This window comes from Campylobacter concisus, assembly GCF_003048595.2.
Classification (GTDB): Bacteria; Campylobacterota; Campylobacteria; order Campylobacterales; family Campylobacteraceae; genus Campylobacter_A; species Campylobacter_A concisus_L.
This window is the reverse complement of the sequence record NZ_CP049270.1, coordinates 1290327-1314054: the sequence shown is the minus strand read 5'-3', so window position 1 is coordinate 1314054 and position 23728 is coordinate 1290327. Positions and strand designations below refer to the sequence as shown.

At 39.0% G+C, this 23728-nt stretch carries 20 protein-coding genes; 9 read left to right on the top strand and 11 right to left on the bottom strand.

Annotation, left to right across the window (positions count from 1 at the left end; genetic code table 11):
* Positions 1-73 precede the first annotated feature (73 nt).
* The 11 genes from tsaD to CVT15_RS06640 all read right to left on the bottom strand — a co-directional run bounded on the left by tsaD (position 74) and on the right by CVT15_RS06640 (position 11969).
* Positions 74-1081 (bottom strand): tRNA (adenosine(37)-N6)-threonylcarbamoyltransferase complex transferase subunit TsaD, encoded by a 1008-nt coding sequence (tsaD, locus tag CVT15_RS06690; protein ID WP_103576968.1) that lies wholly within the window; start codon positions 1079-1081, stop codon positions 74-76.
* Positions 1078-2370, bottom strand: coding sequence for a M99 family carboxypeptidase catalytic domain-containing protein (locus CVT15_RS06685; RefSeq protein ID WP_103576967.1), 1293 nt, complete (start codon positions 2368-2370; stop codon positions 1078-1080). Before CVT15_RS06685 ends, tsaD begins: the two co-directional genes overlap by 4 nt.
* On the bottom strand, positions 2370-3605 hold the full coding sequence (locus CVT15_RS06680; protein WP_103576966.1) for a uracil-xanthine permease family protein: 1236 nt from the start codon (positions 3603-3605) through the stop codon (positions 2370-2372). Before CVT15_RS06680 ends, CVT15_RS06685 begins: the two co-directional genes overlap by 1 nt.
* Positions 3592-4701, bottom strand: coding sequence for a 1-deoxy-D-xylulose-5-phosphate reductoisomerase (gene dxr, locus CVT15_RS06675; protein ID WP_103576965.1), 1110 nt, complete (start codon positions 4699-4701; stop codon positions 3592-3594). The genes CVT15_RS06680 and dxr overlap by 14 nt, the downstream gene beginning before the upstream one ends.
* Positions 4683-5414: a phosphatidate cytidylyltransferase gene (locus CVT15_RS06670; RefSeq protein WP_103576964.1), complete on the bottom strand. Its 732-nt coding sequence runs from the start codon at positions 5412-5414 to the stop codon at positions 4683-4685. The genes dxr and CVT15_RS06670 overlap by 19 nt, the downstream gene beginning before the upstream one ends.
* A gap of 232 nt (positions 5415-5646) precedes the next feature.
* The gene (locus CVT15_RS06665; RefSeq protein ID WP_103576963.1) at positions 5647-6546 is read right to left on the bottom strand and encodes a restriction endonuclease; all 900 of its coding nucleotides are present in this window, start codon (positions 6544-6546) and stop codon (positions 5647-5649) included.
* A 362-nt stretch (positions 6547-6908) separates the two neighbouring features.
* A complete protein-coding gene (locus tag CVT15_RS06660) occupies positions 6909-7628 on the bottom strand; it encodes a fumarate reductase iron-sulfur subunit (protein WP_021091811.1) in 720 nt (239 codons plus the stop codon).
* Positions 7621-9639, bottom strand: coding sequence for a fumarate reductase flavoprotein subunit (locus CVT15_RS06655; RefSeq protein WP_072595155.1), 2019 nt, complete (start codon positions 9637-9639; stop codon positions 7621-7623). Before CVT15_RS06655 ends, CVT15_RS06660 begins: the two co-directional genes overlap by 8 nt.
* 14 nt (positions 9640-9653) lie before the next feature.
* A complete protein-coding gene (locus CVT15_RS06650) occupies positions 9654-10352 on the bottom strand; it encodes a fumarate reductase cytochrome b subunit (protein ID WP_021091688.1) in 699 nt (232 codons plus the stop codon).
* 119 nt (positions 10353-10471) lie between these two features.
* Entirely contained in the window at positions 10472-11287 is an 816-nt protein-coding gene (lgt, locus tag CVT15_RS06645) for a prolipoprotein diacylglyceryl transferase (RefSeq protein WP_103577509.1), read from the bottom strand.
* 40 nt (positions 11288-11327) lie between these two features.
* Complete coding sequence (locus CVT15_RS06640) at positions 11328-11969, bottom strand: IMPACT family protein (RefSeq protein ID WP_103577510.1); 642 nt, start codon at positions 11967-11969, stop codon at positions 11328-11330.
* A 126-nt stretch (positions 11970-12095) separates the two neighbouring features.
* On the opposite strand from CVT15_RS06640, the gene galU reads away from it, so the two are divergent.
* The 9 genes from galU (at position 12096) to nrfD (ending at position 23701) form a co-directional block, all read left to right on the top strand.
* Positions 12096-12917: a UTP--glucose-1-phosphate uridylyltransferase GalU gene (galU, locus tag CVT15_RS06635; protein ID WP_103577511.1), complete on the top strand. Its 822-nt coding sequence runs from the start codon at positions 12096-12098 to the stop codon at positions 12915-12917.
* Complete coding sequence (locus tag CVT15_RS06630; protein WP_107898162.1) at positions 12914-14134, top strand: glucose-6-phosphate isomerase; 1221 nt, start codon at positions 12914-12916, stop codon at positions 14132-14134. Before galU ends, CVT15_RS06630 begins: the two co-directional genes overlap by 4 nt.
* Positions 14135-14179: 45 nt before the next feature.
* Positions 14180-14338, top strand: a complete 159-nt coding sequence (locus CVT15_RS06625) for a DUF1287 domain-containing protein (RefSeq protein ID WP_230853909.1) — start codon at positions 14180-14182, stop codon at positions 14336-14338.
* A gap of 62 nt (positions 14339-14400) precedes the next feature.
* A complete protein-coding gene (gene abc-f, locus CVT15_RS06620) occupies positions 14401-15990 on the top strand; it encodes a ribosomal protection-like ABC-F family protein (RefSeq protein WP_103577513.1) in 1590 nt (529 codons plus the stop codon).
* 671 nt (positions 15991-16661) lie between these two features.
* Positions 16662-18062, top strand: coding sequence for an aspartate ammonia-lyase (locus CVT15_RS06615; protein WP_072595163.1), 1401 nt, complete (start codon positions 16662-16664; stop codon positions 18060-18062).
* A 91-nt stretch (positions 18063-18153) separates the two neighbouring features.
* A complete protein-coding gene (locus CVT15_RS06610) occupies positions 18154-19641 on the top strand; it encodes an anaerobic C4-dicarboxylate transporter (RefSeq protein WP_087586338.1) in 1488 nt (495 codons plus the stop codon).
* A gap of 285 nt (positions 19642-19926) precedes the next feature.
* Entirely contained in the window at positions 19927-22200 is a 2274-nt protein-coding gene (phsA, locus tag CVT15_RS06605; RefSeq protein WP_107898320.1) for a thiosulfate reductase PhsA, read from the top strand.
* A gap of 9 nt (positions 22201-22209) precedes the next feature.
* Positions 22210-22773, top strand: a complete 564-nt coding sequence (locus CVT15_RS06600) for a 4Fe-4S dicluster domain-containing protein (RefSeq protein ID WP_009294242.1) — start codon at positions 22210-22212, stop codon at positions 22771-22773.
* The gene (nrfD, locus tag CVT15_RS06595) at positions 22766-23701 is read left to right on the top strand and encodes an NrfD/PsrC family molybdoenzyme membrane anchor subunit (RefSeq protein WP_107898319.1); all 936 of its coding nucleotides are present in this window, start codon (positions 22766-22768) and stop codon (positions 23699-23701) included. Before CVT15_RS06600 ends, nrfD begins: the two co-directional genes overlap by 8 nt.
* The last annotated feature ends 27 nt before the right edge of the window (positions 23702-23728 follow it).

The window sequence follows — 23728 nt, the reverse complement described above, 5'->3', positions numbered from 1 at the left end:
TTTAGATTTTATTACGTTTTTACTTACGAAGCTATCAAGATTTAGGCGCAAAATTTTATGTTTTTTAAAAAGTTTAATTTAACTCAAGCTTTTTAAAGCTAACTCTTGGGTTTATATTTAGCTCGCTATGGTTTACAAACTCGCCTTTTAGGTACTTCTCACGCCCTGCTCTTGCTATCATCAAGGCGTTATCAGAGCAAAACTCAAGTGGAGCTAGTAAAAGCTTGCACTCATTTTTTTGGCAAAGCGTTTCAAGCCTTTTTCGTAAATTTAGATTTGCACTTGCACCGCCAACTACGCCAAAACGCTTAAAATTTCTTAAACAAAAGACCTTTTCAAGCTTGTTTAAAATGTGCTCACAAGCAGTATTTTCAAAGGCATAGCAGATGTCAGCGATATCCTTTTGTGTGATATTTTCTAGCTTTGAAATTTCGACTCTGACTTGGTTTTTAAGCCCTGAGAAACTATATTCAAGGCGTTTATCATGAAGAAGTGGAATGGTAAAATGAAACCTCTCTTTGTCTCTGCAAAGTAGGGCATTTTGCTGCACCACGACACCGCCTGGATAACCAAGATCAAGCATTTTAGCAACCTTGTCAAAGCTCTCGCCAAAGCTATCATCGCCAGTGCTTGCAAGCTCCAAAATTTCACCATTTTCGTCAATCTCTAAGATCATCGTATGCCCGCCACTAACTAACAGGACACCAAGTGGAAAGGTGGCTTCACGATCTAAAAATAGTGAGTAGATGTGGCCAACTAAATGATTTACAGCAATTAGCGGGATATTTAGAGCCACGCTTAGCGCTTTTGCCATGCTGACACCGCCTATTAGACTCACACTAAGACCTGGCTCATTTGTCACAGCGATCGCTTTTATATCTTTAAAATTTGGCAAGATACCCTCTAAAAGTGCTGGCAGTGCCTTTGTATGAAGTCTTGCTGCAAGCTCAGGAACAACGCCACCAAAGATAGCGTGCTCCTCTTCTTGAGAAATTTTTTTATAATAAATCTTCTCTAAAGTGCGTTCATCTATGAGTGCGACCGAACTATCATCGCAGCTACTTTCGATGCCAAGTATCATCTAAACTCCGCTAAGATCATGCCGGCAAATTTCTCTTTGCCATCTTCGCTTTTATAAAACTCGACTCTATAAATTTTGCCGTCTTTATCGATACTGTAGCTTTTACTTAGGCTATTTTTAGCCACCTCTTGCTCGCTTTCGTCCACGCTTTTTGTGCCGTATCCTATGACATTTACGCGCACGTTTTTGAGTGCTTTTACTTTAAAGCTCTTTTTCACGCTAAATTTATCGCCACTTTTTAATGCAAGTTCGCTACCGTCACTTATTAGTGAAATTTCATCAAGCGGCTTCGCAAACTCAAAATATTGTGGTTTTAATCTAGTAACAAAGCGGTTGCCGTATTGCACTTTGAAGCTACCATTTTCTTTTATGACAGCTATTAGCGGATTTGGTGAGCTGTAATTTAACTCACCTTTTTTAAGTGGGACAAAATTTATTAAAGGCTTTAGATTTTTAAGGCTTATCGCGTATGAATTTTCAAGCTCGAGTCTGATCTCTTTTTCGATTGCTTTTTTTACGCTTTTAACATCAAGATTAAACGGTCTAGTAAAGCTAATGCCAGCCTTTTTCATATATTCTTCAATAGCGATTAGATGGTAATAAGTCCTTTGCTCGGCATTTAAATTTTTACTAGCTTCGTTTGCAAAGGCTGATTTATTTTGCGTGATAGCATAGTAAGTTAGGCTTTTTAGCATCTCTTTATCACCCATCGCAGTGTGCGTGTTTTTGATGTGATACTGGTGTTTTTGATCTATTAGATGCTTGTTTAGCACGTCTTTTACGCTTGAAGCAATGTTTTCAAGCTCTGGATATTTTGAGCCAGGAAGCGTGCTTTGGTCTATTATGCAAGTATTGCCCCATTTATCTGGATTTTCATCTTTGTTTATAAATTTATCTCTGTAATATCCGCTTCCATCGTGCAAATTTAATATGAGCGTGACGTTTTTGTCGGTGATGACATCTTTTATCTTCATCACTGAGTTATAGTCTGGATCGTTTTTATCTACATGGGCAAATTTTCTATTCATATCACCTTTTGTGCCACGACTTCGCTCGATTATGCTTGGGAAATTTAAATTTGGCACAACCCAAAGCGAACCTTTTGTGATGTTATAGTCAGTTGCCACGATAGAGGCTGCCAAAAAGCCACCCGGCTCATCGCCTTGAATGCCACCGATTAACAACATCGTGTTTTCGCTTGGCTCACCTTTTTTGATAAGCGCATAGTCTAAAGTATTGGCTAAACTAGCAGTGGTAAAGGTTAGTAAAAAAAGTAAAAATTTACGCATTAATATCCTTCATAATGCTTTGTCTTTGGTAAAAGCAAATTTAAAACTATACCAGTAACCGCACTAAGCCCTATACCTGAAAATTTAACCGCTCCAAGGTCAAGCACCATGCCGCCGATGGCAAAGATGAAGATGAGGGCTACGATTATCATGTTTCTAGGGTCTGCAAGATCGACTTTATTTTTTATAAGCGTCTCCATGCCAACGCTTGCGATGATGCCAAAAAGTAGCAGCATGATACCGCCGATGACTGGGGCTGGGATAGTTGAGAGCACAGCTCCTAGCTTGCCAACAAAGGCTAGCACAATGGCAGTGATCGCCGCAAAGGTCATGATCGCTGGATTATAAGCTTTTGTAAGGCTAACTGCGCCTGTGACCTCTGAGTATGTAGTGTTTGGCGGGCCACCAAAAAAAGCAGCAAGCGAAGTAGCAAGTCCATCTCCAAGGAGCGTATTTTTAAGGCCTGGATTTTTTAGAAAATCTTCTTTTGTAACATTTGAGATAGCAAGCATATCGCCTATATGCTCGATCGCTGGAGCGATAGCGATAGGTATCATATAAATTATCGCTTCAAACTCAAATTTTGGTGTAGTGAAATTTGGCATTCTAAACCAAGGTGCATTAAAGATAGGGGTAAAATCAACCATGCCAAAGCAGTAAGCTACGATGTATCCGACGATAATACCAAGCAAAATAGGTATAAGCCTAAACATGCCACGTCCAAGCATCATCACTAAAATGGTAGCCACTAGCGAAATGCCAGCGACGATCATCGCCTCATTTTGGGTATAAATTTCAGTAGCTGATGTTGCCATTTTGACGGCATTTGGAGCAAGGATTAGGCCTATTGTCATGATGACCGGCCCAACGACAACTGGAGGCAAAATTTTATGCAAAATTTTCTCTCCGCCAAATCGGACCACGAGGCTTAAAACAACGTAGAAAAATCCAGCAAATATAACGCCCCCCATCGTCACGGCTATGCCCCATTTTTCGATACCGTACTGAAGTGGCGCGATAAAAGCAAAGGAGCTTGCTAAAAAAATAGGCGGAACATTTTTTCTAGTGATTAGCTGAAAAAGTAGCGTGCCAAGACCGGCTGTAAAGAGAGCTACATTTGCATCTAGTCCAGTAAGTATCGGCACTAATACCAGTGCACCAAAGGCGACAAATAAAAACTGAACGCCGATTAAGCTTTGCTTGGGATCAAATTTATAACCCTCATACTTTTGCATTTAACATCCTTTTTGCGTAATTTCTAACTTCTTTATCAGCTTCAAAAATTTCATCAATATTTGAAATTTTAATATTTCTAAAATTTTTAACAGAGCTTAAAACGAGCCTTGAGATATCCAAAAACGAGCATTTTTTCTCTAAAAAGCTAAACACTCCAACCTCATTTGCAGCATTTATCACTACACCTAGATCAGGGTTTGCTAGGACCTCATCTTTTAGCGAAAAAATGGGATATTTTTTAAGGCTGATTTTATGAAATTTTATATTTTTTAGATCAAGTAAATTTGCGTATGAGACAATATTTTCATTGATATTTTCAAACATAGCATGAGCGATAGCTAGTTTCATGTTAGGTCGCGAGAGATGCATCGTGCTTGAGCCGTCTATAAATTCAACTACGGCATGTATCGCAGAAGTTGGCTCTATCACAGCCTCGATCTCCTTGATGCTATAAAGCCAGTAAGCTTCCATCACCTCAAAAAGCTTATTTGTCATCGTCGCACTATCAATCGTAATCTTTGCGCCCATATCCCAGTTTGGATGCTTCAAAGCATCACTTGGTGTGGCGTCTTTTAGAAATTTGATCGGCTTTTTATAAAATGCGCCGCCACTTGCTGTGATGATGAGTCTTTTTGGTGCAGTTTTATTTTCAAGTAGAAATTTAAGTCCAAAATGCTCGCTATCAATCGGCAAAATCTCTCTAGTCTTTAGAAATTTGCCGCCAACAACAAGACTCTCTTTGTTTGCAAGGGCAAGCCTTTTGCCAAGAGTTTGCGTCTTTAAACTAGGAGCAAGGCCAGCAAAGCCAACAAGGGCGTTTATTACCTTTTTTGAGCTTGAAATTTCTAGCATTTGCAGCAGTCCAGCCTCACCAAAAAAGATATTTTTAGTTTCTATATTTTTTACGTTTTTAGCTAGCTTTTCATCGCCTACGCAGACAAATTTTGGTTTAAATTTTAAAATTTGCTCATTTAGCAAATCTACATTTTTAGCGCAGCTTAATGCCTCAACCTCTACGCCAAATTTTTCGCAAAGGTTAAGGGCATTTTTGCCGATTGAACCAGTTGAGCCAAGTATTACCACGAGAGCGACCAAAGTAGGGCTACTACGCCAAATAAATAGCCATCTATCCTATCAAGCATGCCTCCGTGTCCTGGGAAGAGCGAACCACTATCTTTGACGCCGCAAAGTCTTTTTAGGTAACTCTCAAACAAATCTCCCCAAACCGCAAACACGCAGACTAAAAAGCTTGAGAATAAAATTTGGAAAAATCCTTCAGTTACAAAATTTCCAACAATGCAGCCAATTACAGTGCCTATCGCCACACCGCCTGCTGCACCTTCGATTGTTTTGTTTGGTGAGCTTGGGCTAAATGGATGTTTGCCAAACATTTTGCCAACAAAAAATGCACCGCTATCGCTTGCAACTACACTTAAAATAAGCCATACAAGATAGCCTACGCCATACTCTGAGTAGAGCATCCACATCATAAAGATCGGCGTGGTCGGATAGACAAAAGGTGCGACTAGCTTTAAATTTTCACTTTTTATGTGAGCCAGGATCGAAGCAACCAGCATGATAGTAAGGATTGCTATGAAAATTGGATTTGTAAAATATGTAAGCACATAAAAAGCAAGTGCGGCAAAAACTAGCTGTTTGTGATCGATATTATAAAGCTTGAGCGACTCATTAAATGCAAAATAAAGCACAGCGCCGAGCAAGATAAAATTTAAAATATAATTATCAATAAAAAAAACTACCAAAATAGCAACAAACATCAAAACGCCAGTGATTATGCGAGATTGCATATCCTCTCCTTAAAATCGTTATTTCGCTGTAATTATAACACTTAAATTTTAGACGGCGTTTATAAGAGTAAAATTTGATTTAAAAAGCTTTTTAAGTTGGTAAATTTGGACTATTTTGGTGTTAGTAAAGATTTAAATTTATTTTTTAAGCACACAAATAAAGTAAGACTGAAATGATCCCAAGCAGCAACTTGCAATAAATATACGCAGTAGTGCTTTATGGCTTAAAATTTTAAAAATTATTTTCCTCAAAAAAGTCGGTGTCGATTTTGCAAATTTCATATATTTGGCTTGTCTGAACGCCGACTTTGTATTTTATCATTAGCTCTGCAAGCTTGTCGCCGTCTATCAAAACCACGCTAAAATTTTGATTATCTTTGGCGAAAATTTCAGCTTCTTTGGTAAATTTTGCCGTAGTGATAAAGACACCTTTTTTAGTATTTTTATTTGAGATGGCGCCGATAAACTGCTGAATTTCTGGCCTACGGATATTACTGCCGTCTTTGTATCTTTTTGCTTGGATATAAATTTTAGAAAGCCCAAGTTCATCTTCATCTATGATGCCATCTATCCCGCCATCTGGGCCTTTGTTCGTAAGATTTCCAGCTCCATAATTCATCTTTTCAAGTAATTTTGTTACAAGGTATTCAAAAAATCTTGGCTCTTTTTCTAAAATGCTAGATAAAATTTCACTTTTTAGCTCTTCTTTTATCTTGCAAAGCGCTTCATCTATATTGTCATCTGGGGTGTTTTCCGTGGCTTCTTTTTTCTCTTGCCTTATCTCTTGTTTGTAAATTTCATCGTACCAAGTGAGAAATTTGCTCTTTTTGTCCTTGCTGCTTACTAGCTCTTTGCCAAAATTTGTTATAGCAAATAGACTTCTACCAACTTTTTGAAGCGGTACTTTTTCTGGCTTTGATTTTACTTGAGCTGTTGTGGCTAGATAGGATAAAGCCCAGCCTGTCCTGCTTATATATGTAAAAGTTCCACTTTTTATTTTTTGTAAAATATCTTCGTCTTTTAACTTAAAATACTCAATTATAAATTTAGAAATTTCAGCTCTATTTGCTTCTTTCTTTTGCGCGACAAATTCCAAAATAGGCAGCATCATATCTTTATAGCTTGGCAACATTTTATATCCTTAAATGAAGCAAATTTTTGAAATTATATAAATTTTTTGGCTTAAAAGCTATAATCAAAACATGAGATGTCTTGGCCTAACAAATTTTCTTTTAGAAAATATTAGCTTATTTGTAAACACCTTTGCTACGATATTTGCGCTAATTTTTTGTTTTGTTTCTGGTGTTGGAATCGTCTTTATATTTATCGCATTTCCACTTGGTTATATAATGGGCGCACTCTTATCAATCCCATTTTTGATATTTTTATTTTTCTTATTTGTATCTATTGATATCTTTTTATGCCTTTTGGCATCTATTTGCAGTCTTTTTTAACAAATTTAGAAGTAAATTTGGGGCTTTTACAGCCCCTTTGCTACTTTATAGCAGCCATTTTTCTACGCATATAAGCTATGCGGCTTTGAAGTGGTAAGTGTTTAGGGCAGTTGTCTTCACAGCCTAGCAAAGTCATACAGCCAAATACGCCGTCATCGTCGCCGATAAGCTCGTAAAAGTCCTCGTCGGTTCGTTTATCGAGCGCATCGATTTTAAATCTAGCTACGCGGTTAAGTCCAACCGCACCGATGAAATCAGGCCTCATGATAGCCGTACCGCATGCAGCCACGCAGATACCGCACTCGATGCAGCGATCAAGCTCAAATACCTCTTGAGCCACTTCAGGCTCAACCTTTTCCTCAAGTTTAGAGATATCTGTCTCGTGGTCTGTATGTATCCAGCTCTCCACACGCCTACTCATCGCATTCATCCAGTTGCCCGTATCTACGCTTAAGTCTTTTAGTAACTTAAATACTGGCAAAGGCATAAGCTCAATTACTCCGCTTTCAAAATCTTTAGTAAGAGTTCTACACGCTAATCTTGGCTTACCATTTACGAGCATACCGCAGCTTCCGCAGATGCCGGCGCGGCAAACGAAGTCAAAGCTAAGATCTGGGTCAAATTTCTCACGAATCATATTTAACGCGATAAATAACGTCATACCATCAGTCTCTTCTAGCTCGTAGGTCGCGAAATGCGGTTTTGAAATTTTGCTTAACGGATTATATTTAAATGCTTTTATGGTTATTTTTCTACTCATATCCTATTCCTGCTCTTTCGTTTGGTGCTTTATATTTTGGTTGAAGATCATAGTGCATTAAAGCCTCTTGAATTTCTTGTCTGCTCTTACCTTCAGCTTGCATTTTCTCACGAATTTCATCAACCTCTTTTTGGCGGATGGCACTATCTGGATGCTCAATAATATTACCTTTCGCGCCATAGCCTCTAAATGCTGGTGGCATCTCCATTTTCATAATATCAAGTGGCTCATACACGATAGTCGGTAGTGTATCGCCCTCTTTCCAGCTAGTTAGAGTTCTGTTTAGCCAGTTTAGGTCGTCGCGTTTCGGATAGTCCTCGCGGCAGTGCGCTCCGCGACTCTCGGTGCGATCAAGCGCGCCTTTTGCGATACAAAGGGCTAGTTTTAGCATCTTTGGTACGCGGTAGGCTTCCTCAAGCTCAGGGTTGCCAAATAGCGCCTTGTTGGTGACTTTGACATCTAAAGATTGCTTATAAAGCTCTTCTAGCTCTTTTACCGCTACGGCTAGACCTTCGCCAGTTCTAAAGATCGCTACGTGCTCCCACATGATGTCTTTCATCTTGTTTTTGATCTCAAATACGTTAAATTTGCCCTCTTTTTCGACTAGACTTTTTAGATAGTCTTCCTCTTTTTTAACGAATTTTTCGATATCTGCGGTATTTATATCTATCTCGTGGCTGCCGCAGTAGTCGGCAAAATAGTCCCCAACGATCATGCCAGCTACGACGGTTTCTGAAACGGAGTTGCCGCCTAGGCGGTTAAATCCGTGCATATCCCAGCATGCAGCCTCGCCGGCGCTAAATAGACCTGCTAACGTCGGGCTCTCGCCTGTAGGCTTAGTTTTTATACCACCCATAGAGTAGTGCTGCATAGGTAGGATCGGCGCCCAACCTTTACCGCGCTGTCGTCCATTCTCGTCGGTATATACTTCGGTGTCGGCAGGATCGATGCCGTTAAAGATTTCGCAAATTTCTTGAACGTCGCGTAAATTTTTCTCGATATGTTCGCGTCCTAGGATCGAGATATCTAGCCAAACGTGATATCCGTATGGGCTAGGTACGCCTTTACCTGCGCGGATATGCTCCATGATGCGGCGGCTTACGACGTCGCGGCTAGCTAGTTCTTTTTTCTCAGGCTCGTAGTCTGGCATAAAGCGGTATCCGTCCACGTCGCGTAAAATTCCACCGTCGCCGCGGCAACCTTCCGTTAGCAAGATACCGCTTGGAACGATCGGAGTTGGGTGAAACTGAACAGCTTCCATGTTGCCAAGCTGAGCTACGCCAGTCTCAAGTGCGATGGCCGCGCCGATACCCTCGCAAACTACGGCGTTTGTAGTGTGTTTATAAACCCTGCCGTAGCCGCCCGTGGCGATTAGCGTACCTTTTGCGACGTATGCCGTGATTTCGCCGTTAACTAGATCGCGGACGATCGCGCCGTAACAGCGGTTGTTTGCGTGGATTAGCGCGATAGCTTCTTTTCTGTCATGAATTTCGACGTTGTGTTTTAGAGCTTCGTTTGCTACTGCAAAAAGCATAGTGTGTCCGGTGGCGTCGGCCGTAAAGCATGTTCTCCATTTTTTAGTTCCGCCAAAGTCGCGAGAGTGGATGAGTCCGTGGACCTCTTCTTTTTCTACGATAGTCGTTTTTTGAGCGTTGATGATAGCGCTTCTCTCACCTTTTGTTATACGAGTCCAAGGCACGCCCCAAGCGGCTAGCTCGCGGATCGCCTTAGGCGCAGTTTGACAAAACATACGTGCAACTTGCTGATCGCAGCCCCAGTCGCTACCTTTTACCGTGTCGGCAAAGTGCACGTCCTCGTTGTCGCCTTCGCTCATTTTTGAATTTCCCAAAGAGGCTTGCATGCCGCCTTGCGCAGCTGCAGAGTGCGAGCGTTTTACAGGTATTAGGCTTAAAACGACGGTGCTTAAGCCCTTTTCTCCAGCAGCCACAGCAGCTCTAAGACCAGCTAGACCACCTCCGATAACTAATGCATCATAATATTTTACATTCATCTTCTAGCTCCTTTTTAATGGCTGATCCACACGAAATCGGCGATTAGCGCAATTATAGCAAGTATGCCATAAACGGCAAATACAATTGTTTTTGCCTTATTTCTTTTGGCAAACATTTCGTGCTTATTTGCACCATCAATGCTTATCCATTTGACATACAAGCGGTACATACCGATACTAGCGTGAACGACCATAAAAACAAGTAGTGCGAAGTAGAAAATTTCTAGTTGATGAAATGCAGCCGCTGATTTGTCGGCAGTAATATGTCCACCAAAGACTATATCCACTAAGTGTGCGCTGGCTGCGAAAAATAGAGCAAAACCGGTTAAAAACTGAAACCACCAAAGCGTAGTATCAAGGTGTTTCATGCGGTCTTTGTGGCCTCTAAACATTAGATATTGTCTGTAGTTTGCTGGAAATTTTCTCATAGCTAAAAATGCATGAGCGATAAAAATGGCAAATATTACCGCGGCAATAACGTTAGTAATCCACCAAGTAGCTTCTCCAAATAAAAATTTAGCTTCCGCAAACCCTACGACAGCGTTAAATGCGTCTTTACCAAGTAGTATAGTAGAAGTAAAAACCATATGGCACAATATAAAACAGGCCAAAATAAACCCTGTAATACTTTGCCATCTATCCCAAGCGGCTGGAGTGCGACTTTTTTTGTCGTCCGACCGTTTTCCCAAAAAACCTTCTATAAGCCCGGTCATGAGCCCTCCTAAGAAATTTGAAATAAATTATCATTTCTTAATACTAATTTAAATATTAGTATTAATTGATAAAGCTAATGCTATCAGATTTTTACTTTAATATTTTTTAAACACTTATATTAGAGCTTTGAAAATTTTTTATAAAGCATAGCATAAACAAAAATTCCAAAACCACACATGATAAGTGATAATATTTGACCCATTGAAAGATTAAAAATAATAAATCCAAGCCCTGAATCAGGCTCTCTAAAAAACTCGCAAATGAATCTTGCAAAAGTGTATAAAATAGCATAAAGTGCGATCAGCTCGCCATTAAATTTCTTAAATTTTCTATATAAAAATAAAATAATAAAAATAACTAAACCTTCTAAGAATGCCTCATAAAGTTGGCTAGGATGCCTTGGTTGGCCAAAAACATTTATCGCCCAAGGCACATCTGTAACTCGCCCAAAAAGCTCTTGATTTAAGAAATTTCCGATCCTACCAAATGTATAGCCAAAAGGTATGCAAACGGCACAAAGGTCAAGTAACTGCCATAAATTTTGTTTATACCTTTTGCAAAATAGATATGTCGCAAGCAGAAAGCCAACTACTGCTCCGTGGTAGCTCATGCCACGAATTCCTATAAACTCGCCGTTATGAAATGGATTAAAAATTTGCCAAGGTTGCGCCAAGTAGTAGCTTACTTCGCCTGAATATACTAAAACCCAGCCAAGCCTAGCGCCTAAAATAACGCCTATTTCAACCCAAAAAAAGTAATTATCCAAGAGCTGATTTGAGATTGGGATTTTATCTTTTTTAACGAGATATTTTGCCATGGCAAGCGCCAAAACAAGGGCTAAAATATACATAAGCCCATACCAGTGCACGCTAAAGCCAAAGATACTAAAGGCTACTGGGTTAAAGTGGTTATAAATGTCGTTCCAAATTTCCATTTTTACTTTCTTTTTAAAATTTTTGCGATTTTACAATGATTTAGCTTTGATGAGCGAATAAGCTCTTATTACTAAGCGCAAGGGCTAAAAATTTAAACTCGCTTGCTTCAAATTCTTTGCAAAATTTAAATAGCTCAGCAAATTCAGCCTCGTTTAAATTTACGCTCCATATCGCTCCAAGGTCATTAAATTCTCTTTCAAATTCGCTTAAATTTTTAGTGGCAAAATAGTGCTCAAAGCGGCTCATCAGCGAAAACGGCGTAAAAAATTTGATCTCATCTTTTATCTCAAATTTCATCACACCACCATCTTTTATCGCTTCATTTATCACCTCATTTACAGCCCCAGAGTAGGCTCTTACAAGCCCTCCAGTGCCAAGCTTTATCCCGCCAAAATACCTGACAATTAAGACACCAACGTTTATGAGCTGGGCGCCCCTTAGCGCATTTAGGCTTGGCTGGCCGCTGGTGCCCTTTGGCTCGCCATCGTCGCTTTGATTTTCAACAATTTGGCCGTATTTGTTTAGCTCCCTTGTCGCCCAAACTACGTGAACAGCCTTAAAATGCTCTTCTTTTAGACTCTCATGCAAGTTTTTAAAAGAGCTTATTGGGCATAAAAATGCTAAAAAATTTGATTTTTTTATGTCGAGTTGAGCTTTAAAAATCCTATCAATCGTCTGCAAATTTGCTCTTTTCTTTAAATTTTAAAAATCTTATCAATTTGCTAATTAAAGCCTTGTAAATTCAGACAAATTTATATTATTAAGGAAAAGATAGTAGAATTTTGCAATTTTTCACGAAGGACTAAAATGATACAAACTTGCCTATTTCCAGCAGCTGGATACGGAACGAGGTTTTTGCCAGCTACAAAATCACTCCCAAAAGAGATGTTACCAATCCTTACAAAACCGCTCATTCACTACGGCGTTGATGAGGCGCTTGAGGCTGGTATGGATAATATGGCCTTTGTCACAGGACGCGGGAAAAGGGCGCTTGAGGACTATTTTGATATCAGCTACGAGCTGGAAAAAGAGATCGCTGGTAGCTCAAAAGAGTCGCTACTTAGTGAGATAAGAAATTTAATGAACTCATGCACATTTTCTTTTACTAGACAAAATGAGATGAGAGGGCTTGGACACGCCATTTATACGGGCAAAACGCTAGTTCGAGACGAGGCTTTTGGGGTCATTTTGGCAGATGATCTATGCATAAATGAAAACGGCGAGGGTGTGCTTTCACAGATGGTTAAAATTTATGAAAAGTATCGCTGCAGCGTTGTTGCTGTGATGGAAGTGCCAAAAGAGCAGACCAAGTCTTATGGCGTCGTAAGCGGCAGGTTTATAGAAGATGATCTCATAATAGTCGATGACATGGTTGAAAAGCCTGATCCTGCCGAGGCTCCGACAAATTTAGCGATAATCGGCCGCTATATCTTAACACCAGATATTTTTAACATTTTAGAGCAAACAAAGCCAGGTAAAAACGGTGAAATTCAGATCACGGATGCATTAAAAGCACAGGCAAAAGATGGTATGGTACTAGCTTATAAATTTAAGGGCAAGAGGTTTGACTGTGGTAGTATAGATGGCTTTGTAGAGGCTACAAATTTCTTTTACGAGCGAAATAAATGATCGAGACTTCATTTAAATTTAACTTTGCAAGCAGCGATGTCATTGACTCCTACGCCAAACGTATAAACGATGAGTATGAAAGTGGCGAGATAGGCTACTACCACCTGCCAGCTCTTGGCCAAAATTTATTTGGCGAGATTGAGGAGTATAAAAAGGGACTAGCTCATATCAAAAATGTCGTGTTAGTTGGCATTGGAGGTAGCAGTCTTGGCGTAAAAGCGCTAAAATCGATGCTTGATGGCACAAAGGGGATAAAAAGAGAGCTTTTATTTTTAGATAACGTCGATCCTTGTAGATACAAAAGCACGCTTGATGGGATAAATTTTGACGAGACGCTTTTTGTAATAAGCTCAAAATCAGGCAACACGATCGAGACGATCACTATTTTTAAGTGTTTGCTTGATGACTTTAAACCTCAAAATTTAGGCAAAAATTTCCTCATCATAACTGACCTTGGGACAAATTTAGAAAATTTCGCTAAAGAAAATGGTATCAAATTTTTTAATATCCCAAAAAACGTGGGTGGGAGATTTAGCGTGCTAAGTGCGATCGGCCTTGTGCCTCTTGGAATCTGTGGCTACGATATAAAGGCACTTTTGGAGGGTGCGCTTGCTTGTAAGAAGCAATACATCGAGCAAAAAGATAGCTCCATAGTCGCTAAAGCTTACCACTACGCTACTAGCAGAAATGCCAGCATAAATGTTATATTTAGCTACTGCGATAGATTTTTTGAATTTAACGACTGGTACGTGCAGCTTTGGGCGGAGAGTCTTGGCAAAAAAAGAGACTATAAAAGGGTCGGCCTTACTCCAGTTGGACTTGTCGGTAGCCGTGATCAGCACAGCTTTTTACAGCTTATTATGGACGGCGTAAAAGATAAGAGCGTGACATTTATAAAGATAAAAGATCACGCGAGCGACAAGACTATCCCAAATTTGAGCCTAAAAGGGCTTGAAGAGTGCGATTTTGTAGCAGGACTAAGCCTAAATGAACTTATAAATTTGCAATGCGACGCGACAGCTATGGCGCTAGTGCAAGAGGGCATAAGTGTCGATACTATCACGCTTGAGAGGCTTGATGAGTTTCACGCTGGCTGGCTCATTTTCTACTACGAGTTGCTTACCTCGGCCACTGGCATCATGCTAGGCATCAACACCTACGATCAGCCAGGCGTTGAGATAGGAAAACGTATCTTAAAAACTATGCTTTTAAAGTAGAAAATGAAGAAATTTCTGCTTTTAGCTCTTTTTGCCTAGCAAATTTTGTCTTTTTGGCAAAATGATGCTAGGCTCCAGATCGGCGTAATCTCAGATAAATTTGAAGGTCAAACACCGCTTATTATCCACAATATCGGCTCTGGCGTACAAGAAGAAAATATACTTTATAACTACAAGATCACAGGCCATTTTAGGCTAAAGTAGCAGAAATGGCTTTTTAATCAAATTTTAGGCAAAATCGCAAAAAATAAATTTAAGGAAAAATAATGTTAGAAGTTAGGGGACTTACTCAAAGATTTGCAAGTAGTTTGCTATTTGAGGATGTAAATTTAAAGCTAAATCGCCACAACAGATACGGACTAATCGGTGCAAATGGCGCTGGCAAATCGACATTTTTAAAAATTTTAAGCGGAGCTATTGAGCCAACTAGCGGCGAGATCATCATAGAAAATGGATTAAAAGTGGGTGTGCTTGGGCAAGATCAGTTTGCGTTTGAAAATTTCACGCTAAAAGACGCGGTGCTTTATGGCAACAAACGCCTATATGACGCTGTAAAAGAGAAAGAGAAGCTCTATATGAGCGAGGAATTTACAGATGAGATAAACGAGCGCTTAAGCGAGCTTGAGATGATAAGCGCTGAAGAGGATCCAAGCTACGAGTACGAGACTAGGATAGAGAAAATTTTAAGCTCGCTTGGGCTAAATGAATTTGATAAGCTTATGAGCGAGGTTGAAAACTCAGATAAAGTTAAGGTTTTACTAGCGCAGGTGCTATTTCCAAAGCCTGACATCTTGTTTTTAGACGAGCCGACAAACAACCTTGATATAGACGCGATCGCATGGCTAGAAAACGAGCTAAACCGCCATGAGGGTACACTTGTGGTTATCAGCCACGACAGGCACTTTTTAAATAGAGTTTGTACAAACATTTTGGATGTGGATTTTAAGAAAATTCGCGAGTTTTCAGGCAACTATGACGACTGGTATATGGCTGCAAATTTAATCGCAAAGCAGCATGAGATGGAGCGTGACAAGAAGCTAAAAGAGAAAGAGGAGCTGGAGAAATTTATCGCGAGATTTTCAGCAAATGCGAGCAAGGCAAAGCAGGCGACCTCTCGTGCAAAACAGCTTGAAAAATTAGATATCGCAGAGATCGCAGTATCAAGTAGACGCGATCCTAGCATACTTTTTCGTGCAAACCGCGAGATAGGAAACGAGCTAATAGAGCTTAAAAATGTAAGTAAGAAATTTGATGATAAAGTGATATTTGAAAACTTTAACTTTAAGCTTGAAAAGGGCGACAAGCTAGCTATCATCGGTCATAACGGTGTTGGTAAAAGTACGCTTTGCAAGATCATAATGGGTGAGCTAAAGCCTGATGCGGGCGAGGTACATATAGGCGCGACCATCGAGCTAGGATATTTTGCGCAAGATACGGTAAATAAGATAGATGGCGAGCTAAAGCTTTATGAATACTTGCAAGATGCCAAAAACAAGGACATAGACGAGATCAGAAAGTGCCTTGGCAGGATGCTCTTTAGCGGTGCCGAGCAAGAAAAGGCAGTTGGCGCGCTAAGTGGTGGCGAAAAACACCGAGTAAGACTAGCTCAGCTCATGCTTCACAGACCAAATTTACTTGTCATGGATGAGCCAAATAACCACCTCGATCTTGAAGCTATCATCGCGCTTGGCGAGGCATTTTATAATTTTAATGGCTCAGTTATCTGTGTGAGCCACGACAGGGAGCTAATAGACGCCTTTGCAAATAGAATTTTACACCTAAAAGGCAATGGCGAAGTGGTTGATTTTAAAGGCACATATGAAGAGTATAGAGCAAATTTGGGGCTTGAGAGCTAAAATTTGTTATTCCTTGCTCCTGATTGTAGGGGCAAGATTAAAATTTATATTTACTACAAATTCTTACAAATATTAATCTAATTATATAAATTAAAAATGGCTTATAAAAATTATCAAAATCCAATAAAAAGACTTTATAAATAAGAAAGAAAATTAATAAGAAATTTCTAAAGTATTAGTAAGATTAGTAAAATAAAATTTATTAAATAATATTTTTATGATGCTTAGTTTAAGGGCTCTATTTAAAAATATAATAAATTTACTTTGGAATATGGTGATATTTACTTAGTTTTTACTTTCTTAAGTAATATTAGAAATAAAATTTAACTTTATTTTTTTATATTTTTTTGGATATAAAAAAAGTGTAATTTAATATTTATTTTTATGTTATTTTTTTCTATATATTTACCTTTTAAGCTTAAAAAAATTTAAATAAATTTGAGCTAATTATGAGCTTTTTTATATAATAAAAAAGTGATATTATTATTAAAATAACAATTTGTCTAAGCTATATTATTAAATATGGCTTAAAAGATACTATAAATTTTTCTCCAAAGGTCGTTTTATCTAGGCTAAAAGTCAAAGCTTAAAAAAAATAAGTAGTAATTAATATTTAAAGTACTAAATATCTATATAATTTCATTAATACATTTTTTATAAGGAGAATGGTTATGGCAACCAGAAAAGAACACGATTTTATAGGTGAGTTGGAAATCTCTGACGATTTTTATTATGGTATCCAAACATTTAGAGCTACCGAAAATTTTCACATGAGCGGTAGAACACTAAAAGAGTATCCATACTTTGTAAAAGCATTTGCACAAATCAAAAAAGCAGCTGCACTTGCAAATAAAGAGGTTGGCGTTTTAGATCCTAAGATCGCTGATACTTTAGCAAAAGCCGCTGATAGAGTAATAGCTGGTGAGTTTTTAGATCAATTTGTGGTTGATATGGTTCAAGGTGGTGCTGGAACAAGTACAAACATGAATGCAAATGAGGTTATTACAAATATCGCACTTGAGAGCATGGGTCATAAAAAAGGTGAGTATCAATACATCCATCCAAACGATCATACAAACCTTGGACAAAGCACAAATGACACTTATCCAAGCTCAATAAAAGTAGCAACTTACGCAAAACTTACTGATTTGCTTGCTGCTATGAATTTACTAAAAGATGAGCTTGATAAAAAAGCAAAAGATTTTAAAGATATCATTAAAATGGGCAGAACTGAGCTTGAGGACGCAGTTCCTACAACACTTGGAAATACATTTAATGCATTTGCAAGCTACATTAAAAGTGATATCGAAAAGATCACAGCTGCACGTGAGTCAATGACATATCTAAATATGGGTGCAACTGCGATTGGTACAGGTATCAACTGCCATCCTGATTATAAAAATGTAGTTGTTAAAAAGTTAAAAGATATCACTGGTGTTGATTTCAAAAAAGCTGATGATTTCATTGCAGCCACACAAGATACAGCAGACTTCGTTCACGTAAGTGGTGCGTTAAAAACTGCAGCTGTTAGACTTTCAAAAATCGCAAACGACCTTCGCTTAATGAACTCAGGTCCAAGATGCGGCCTTGGCGAGATAAATTTACCACAAATGCAACCAGGCAGCTCAATCATGCCAGGCAAAGTAAACCCAGTTATCGCTGAGGTTGTAGGCGAAGCATGCTACGAGGTAATCGGTAACGACGTAACTATCATGCTTTGCTCAGAAAGAGGCGAATTTGAGCTAAATGCATTTGAGCCAGGCATTGCTTATGCGTTATTTAACTCTATATTTATCCTTGAAAACGCGATGAAAACACTAGCTGAAAAAGCTGTAAGAAAACTAACAGCAAATCCTGAAGCTTGCTTAAAATCAGTTCTAGGCTCAGTTGGTATCGTAACTGCATTTAACCCATACATTGGCTATGAAAAATCTGCAAGCATTGCTAAAGAAGCCCTTCAAACTGGTAAAGCAGTTGGCGATATCTGCCTAGAGAGAGGCTATCTAAGCAAAGAAGAGATCGATAAAATTTTAGAGCCAAAAAATATGCTAAATCCAAGCATGGTTAGGTAGAAATTTAAGCAAAATATTATTAAAAGCGTGTCAAAATTCTGACACGCTTAAGTAAAAATTTTAGTTATAAAATTTAATAGAGGAGTTTTCAATGGATATTTCATTGATATTACAGTTGATCGTGCTTTTTGGTGCGATATTCTTGGGTGTTAGACTAGGCGGTATGGCTATTGGTTATGCTGGTGGTATTGGCGTCGTAGTTTTAACTTTAGGACTTGGATTAAAAGCAGGTAGTATACCTTGGGATGTTATTTTAATCATTATGTCCGTTATAGCTGCTATTACAGCGATGCAAGTAGCTGGTGGCCTTGATTATTTGGTGCAAATAGCTGAAGGGATACTAAGAAAACATCCAAAATACATAAATTTCTTAGCTCCAGTTGTCACTTACTTGCTAACTGTATTTGCTGGTACTGGACACACAGCATTTTCTATGATTCCAGTTATTACCGAAGTTGCAAAGACACAAAACATTAAGCCTAGTGCGCCTCTTAGTATAGCTGTTGTTGCTAGTCAGATAGCTATTACTGCAAGCCCGGTTTCAGCAGCGGTTGTATTTATGGCTGGTGAGCATGCTTTGGGCGGACTTGGCATTAGCTATCCATTACTATTAGCTATCTGGATACCTACAACTTTTATTGGTTGTATGCTAACAGCTCTTGTTATAAATATATTTTATAATCTTGATCTAAGTAGCGATAAAGAGTATCAAAGAAGACTTAAAGAAGGGCTAATCAAAGATGTTAAAATCGAAGAGAAAAAAGAGCTTCCAAAAGGAGCTAAATTATCTGTTTTAATATTCTTAGTTGGCGTTATTTCTGTCGTTTTATATGCTACTGCTATTAGTAAAAACGTAGGCTGGATAAAACCAAGCTATGTAACAGGCTATGAAAAAATTTATGAGACCAAAAGTCCAGATAAATTTAATGAACTAGTCGCAAAAGATATAAAAGTCAAAACTGACTCAACCACTAATGTAAAATATGTAGAAGATCCAGATAAGCCTACAAAGACGTTGGTGTTAACTAGAGATAACGCTATTATGAGCTTTATGCTAGTTATCGCTACTTTAATCACACTAACTTGTGGTGTCAAAGTCGATAAGTTATTTAATACAGCTACATTTAAAAGTGGTATGACCGCGTGCGTCTGCGTGCTAGGTGTAGCGTGGCTTGGAGATACTTTTGTGGTAAATCACACCGATGCGATCAAAAATTTTGCAGGTGATTTTGTTAAAGACTATCCGTTTATGCTAGCTGTTGCGCTATTTTTTGCTAGTATGCTTCTTTATTCTCAAGCTGCTACCGCAAAGGCACTTATTCCTACAGTTATAGCCGCACTTGGTTTAACTGCTGCAAATAACGGTGACGCATATATTTTAGTTGCATCATTTGCTGCAGTTTCAGCATTATTTGTGTTGCCAACATATCCGACACTTCTTGGAGCCGTTCAAATGGATGATACTGGAACAACTAGGATAGGTAAATATATATTCAACCACTCCTTTTTTATTCCAGGCGTTTTAGCTATTGCTTTTTCTGTCGCACTTGGATTTTTGATAGCTCCGATACTTTTATAAGTATTTTAAATCAAACTTAAGCCGAGATCTTTCTCGGCTTTTTAAATCTCTTTAAAATTTTTAATTTCTATTCAAAATCCTTAATCAAAATTTTATATTCAAAATTTTTATAAGATCGCGTTAAAAATTATATTAATTAAATCTATCATTTTTAGAATTTTATTCATTTTGATATTAGAATGCTCATTTTTTAAAACTAAAAATCTAAATATAAATATTAAGTAAAATTTAATTTTATTTTCAACTTTAAATAACTAAAGGCAAATATCTTTTAAAGGGAGAAAGATGAGCTTAAATAGACGAGAATTTTTAAAATTCGGTGCTGGAGTTAGTATGGTTGCATCGTCCTTACCGGGTGGTGCTTTGGAAAATGCTGCAAAGCAAGATGAGAAGTACGTCCGCAGCTTTTGCGAGATGTGCTCTTCAAGATGCCCTATTGAAGCAAAGGTCGTTTATAATAAAATTTGCTTCTTAAGCGGTAATCCAAAAGCTGGTGGTACGGCAACTTCGCTTTGTGCAAGAGGTGGCTCTGGTTTTAGCCAGCTTTATGACGAAAATAGAGTCAAAAAGCCTTTGATCAGGGTTGGTGAGAGAGGCGAAAATAAGTGGCGCGAGGCCAGCTGGGACGAAGCACTTGATCTAGTTGCTTCAAAAATGCTTGAGATAAAGCAAAAGTATGGCCCAGAAAGCTTTGTATTTACCTGTAAAAGCTCGCAAACGCATAAGCTGATGGTAAATTTTGCCTCAGCTTACGGCTCGCCAAACTGTTTTTCACACTTTTCGTGCTGTCCGATCACCTATCAAATGGTCTGCGAGCAGATGTATGGCATAGCTAAGCTAAAAAGAGACTTTGCAAATGCAAAATATATTGTAAATTTTGGTCACAACCTCTTTGAAGGCATCGTCATAGCTGATGCTAAAAAACTTGCTAAATTTGCGGCTAAAAAAGATACAAAGCTGCTTGTGCTTGAGCCAAGATTTAGCGTGGTGGCTTCGAAGGCTGATGAGTGGCTGCCAGTTAGACCTGGTACCGATCTAGCTTTTGTGCTAGCTATCATAAATACATGGATACAAAATGGCACTTACGATAAAGAATTTATAGAAAAATTTACAATTGGCTTTGATGAGATCGTTAAAAGCGTAGAGGGCAAAACGCCTGAATGGCAAGAAGCGATCACTGGCATAAAAGCAAGTGATGTTAGACGTATCGCTGATGAAATTTATAAAGCTGCTCCAAGAGTTATTTTTGATTTTGGGCATAAGACAACCACCACAAAAGCCGAATACATGAGAACAAAAGCCATCATGGTGGCAAATGCGATGATGGGTAACTGGGAGGTTAAAGGCGGTCTTTTTGGTGGCAAAAATGCAAAAACCTTTAACAAGCTAGTTGGCGAGGATAAATTTCCAGTTCTTAAAAATCCAGATGAGAAATTTAAAGTACCAAAAGTCACTAGACTAGACTTCGCTGGCGAGACTGGTAGGCATAAATTTGTAAGCAGAAAACATGGCGTTTTGATGGATATAAATGACGCTATCTTAAACGAAAAGCCTTACGCCATAAAAGGCTGGTTTAACATCCGATTTAATCACCTAATAAACGTTGCTGAGACGATGAAGAGCATAGAGGCGATGAAGAAGCTTGATTTTATCGTAGTAAGTGATGTCTATCTAAACGATATGGCGACATTTGCTGATGTCATCTTGCCTGAGAGCAGCTACCTAGAGCGCGACGAGGGCATAGAGGATAAGTCAGGTCTAAAGCCAGCTTATATGATAAGAAATAAAGTTATTGATCCAGTTGGCGACACAAAAGATGGGGCGTTTATCTTTAGAGAGCTAGCACGCCGCATGAAGATAGATGAGCTTTACACTTGGAATGACATACGTGAGTTTAGGATGCAGCAAGCTGGTGGAGATGTAAATTTACTTGCTGCGCTTGAAAAAGATGGCTTTATTACGTGGGATGAGCCGGGAATTTTGTTTAGAGAAAAAGGCATGATCGAGAAATTTGTTGCTAAATATCCAGTTGCTTCTAAATTTGTAGGTGAAAATGGTCTAATGGATGATATGGCTAAGCTTAAAACAAAAAGCGGCAAGATAGAGCTATTTTTGCCTGATGTCGAGGCGCAGTTTGCAGGATATGGCGCGCTAAATGATAAAGATATGGATACATTTGACGGACACGAGCTTTGCTTAACTTGTGGTAAAACGCCTGTCCATACTAACGGCCACACCCAAGCAGTGCCATTTTTAAATGACCTCATGAGCGATAGCCCTATCTGGATAAATCCAAAAACAGCTAAAAAGCAAAATTTACGTGACGGTGACATGGTTTTGGTTAAAAATAAATTTGGCGAGCAAAAGGGCAAGCTTATGGTGACTGAGGGCATTAGAGAAGATACGCTCTTTATCTATCACGGCTTTGGACACATCACACCAGGCCTTAAGAGCATAGATCACGTGGGACTTAACACAAGCGTGCTTCTTGATCCAGCTGAGGGTCCAGTGGCTGCGACTATGGTTACAAATGTTGGCGTTAGCATAAGTAAAGCGTAAGGATAGAAAATGAAAAAATATATGATGATACATGATGAAAATTTATGCATCGGCTGTCAAGGCTGCTCGGTAGCTTGCAGAAGTGCAAACAACGTGCCAAGGGGACTTTACCGCTTGCAGGTGCATGCAAAGATGAGTGGGACATTTCCAAATTTAAAGACTGACTTTTTACGTCAAAGCTGCGTTATGTGCGAAGATGCACCTTGTGTTGAGGTTTGCCCAACTGGAGCTAGCTTTAAAACGGCTGATGGCGTGACGCTGCTTGATCACAGAATTTGCGTTAGTTGCAAGTACTGCATCCTAGCCTGTCCATACGACGCTCGCTACGTCTTGCCAGATGGCGAGATAGGCAAATGCACATTTTGCTATGAGAGCAGGCTAGAAGAGGGCAAAGACCCAGCTTGTGTTAGCGTCTGCCCTACAAATGCCCTAACTTTTGGCGACGTAAATGATGAAAACTCTAAAATTTCAAAGAAACTAAAAGAGAGCAAATACTACTTGCCAAAAGCGGAGTTAAACACAAAACCTTCACTTGCGATGATCGCAAATACAAAAGGAGCACACCATGAATAACATGTCAGGAAGCCTAGCTCAATACACAGAAATTTACTGGGGCTGGCCGATAGCTTTTTATCTATTTTTAGCAGGACTTAGTGCAGGTGCTAGCATCGTTGCTGTGCTTATCTCAAATAAATTTGGCAAGGATAACTACTACTTTAAAGCAGCCGCTCTTATCGCTCCAGTGGCGATCATCCTTGGACTTGCCCTTTTGGTGATTGATCTTGGCAAGCCGCTTAGCTTTTACTGGATACTCTTGCTTTATAACTTCGACTCAGTTATGTCAATAGGTGTTGCATTGCTTCTAGTTTATACGCCTCTTAGCGTTATATATGCGCTTGGTGCGTTTAAAAATGAGATAGCAATGCTTAAAATTTCTCTTTTTGACGCGCTTGCAAATTTAGCTAGCAAGCTTTCAGGTTTGCTTGGAGTTTTGCTTTTCATCTTAGGCATCGGCGTTGGCGCATATACAGGCTTTTTGCTAAGTGCAGCTCATAAGATAGCACTTTGGAACACACCGGTTTTGCCACTATTATTCTTAGTCTCTGGCTTAAGCTGTGCTGGTGCATTTACACTGCTTTTTGGAGTGCTAAAAGATGAAACAAGAGAGCAAAATCAAACTGCACACTTTTTATTAAAATTTGACTTTTTTGCGATAATAGTCGAGTTTTTGCTAATAGTTGCTCTTTTCATGGTCGTAAAAGGTGCAAGCGTAAGTGGTGCGCAGAGCGTAGCAAACGCACTTAGCGCAAATTCTCTTGGGCTGATGTTTTATATCGGCGTCATAGGTCTTGGTATGGCTGTGCCTATCATTTTAGACTTAAGCGTTTTAAAGGTGCATGATTTCAAACGCGAATTCGCCGTGCTAAACGCTGTTTTAGTCATTTGTGGCGTCTTTTTGCTAAGATATTACATAGTCTATGCAGGACAAATTTTTATTTAATACTTAAAAAAGAATTTTAATTTGAAA

Bases quoted from the DNA above. Each gene is read 5' to 3' on its own strand.
- tsaD (WP_103576968.1), bottom strand. From the start codon at position 1,081: ATGATACTTGGCATCGAAAGTAGCTGCGATGATAGTTCGGTCGCACTC.
- CVT15_RS06685 (WP_103576967.1), bottom strand. From the start codon at position 2,370: ATGCGTAAATTTTTACTTTTTTTACTAACCTTTACCACTGCTAGTTTA.
- CVT15_RS06680 (WP_103576966.1), bottom strand. From the start codon at position 3,605: ATGCAAAAGTATGAGGGTTATAAATTTGATCCCAAGCAAAGCTTAATC.
- CVT15_RS06670 (WP_103576964.1), bottom strand. From the start codon at position 5,414: ATGCAATCTCGCATAATCACTGGCGTTTTGATGTTTGTTGCTATTTTG.
- CVT15_RS06665 (WP_103576963.1), bottom strand. From the start codon at position 6,546: ATGTTGCCAAGCTATAAAGATATGATGCTGCCTATTTTGGAATTTGTC.
- CVT15_RS06660 (WP_021091811.1), bottom strand. From the start codon at position 7,628: ATGAGTAGAAAAATAACCATAAAAGCATTTAAATATAATCCGTTAAGC.
- CVT15_RS06655 (WP_072595155.1), bottom strand. From the start codon at position 9,639: ATGAATGTAAAATATTATGATGCATTAGTTATCGGAGGTGGTCTAGCT.
- CVT15_RS06650 (WP_021091688.1), bottom strand. From the start codon at position 10,352: ATGACCGGGCTTATAGAAGGTTTTTTGGGAAAACGGTCGGACGACAAA.
- lgt (WP_103577509.1), bottom strand. From the start codon at position 11,287: ATGGAAATTTGGAACGACATTTATAACCACTTTAACCCAGTAGCCTTT.
- galU (WP_103577511.1), top strand. From the start codon at position 12,096: ATGATACAAACTTGCCTATTTCCAGCAGCTGGATACGGAACGAGGTTT.
- CVT15_RS06630 (WP_107898162.1), top strand. From the start codon at position 12,914: ATGATCGAGACTTCATTTAAATTTAACTTTGCAAGCAGCGATGTCATT.
- abc-f (WP_103577513.1), top strand. From the start codon at position 14,401: ATGTTAGAAGTTAGGGGACTTACTCAAAGATTTGCAAGTAGTTTGCTA.
- CVT15_RS06615 (WP_072595163.1), top strand. From the start codon at position 16,662: ATGGCAACCAGAAAAGAACACGATTTTATAGGTGAGTTGGAAATCTCT.
- CVT15_RS06610 (WP_087586338.1), top strand. From the start codon at position 18,154: ATGGATATTTCATTGATATTACAGTTGATCGTGCTTTTTGGTGCGATA.
- phsA (WP_107898320.1), top strand. From the start codon at position 19,927: ATGAGCTTAAATAGACGAGAATTTTTAAAATTCGGTGCTGGAGTTAGT.
- CVT15_RS06600 (WP_009294242.1), top strand. From the start codon at position 22,210: ATGAAAAAATATATGATGATACATGATGAAAATTTATGCATCGGCTGT.
- nrfD (WP_107898319.1), top strand. From the start codon at position 22,766: ATGAATAACATGTCAGGAAGCCTAGCTCAATACACAGAAATTTACTGG.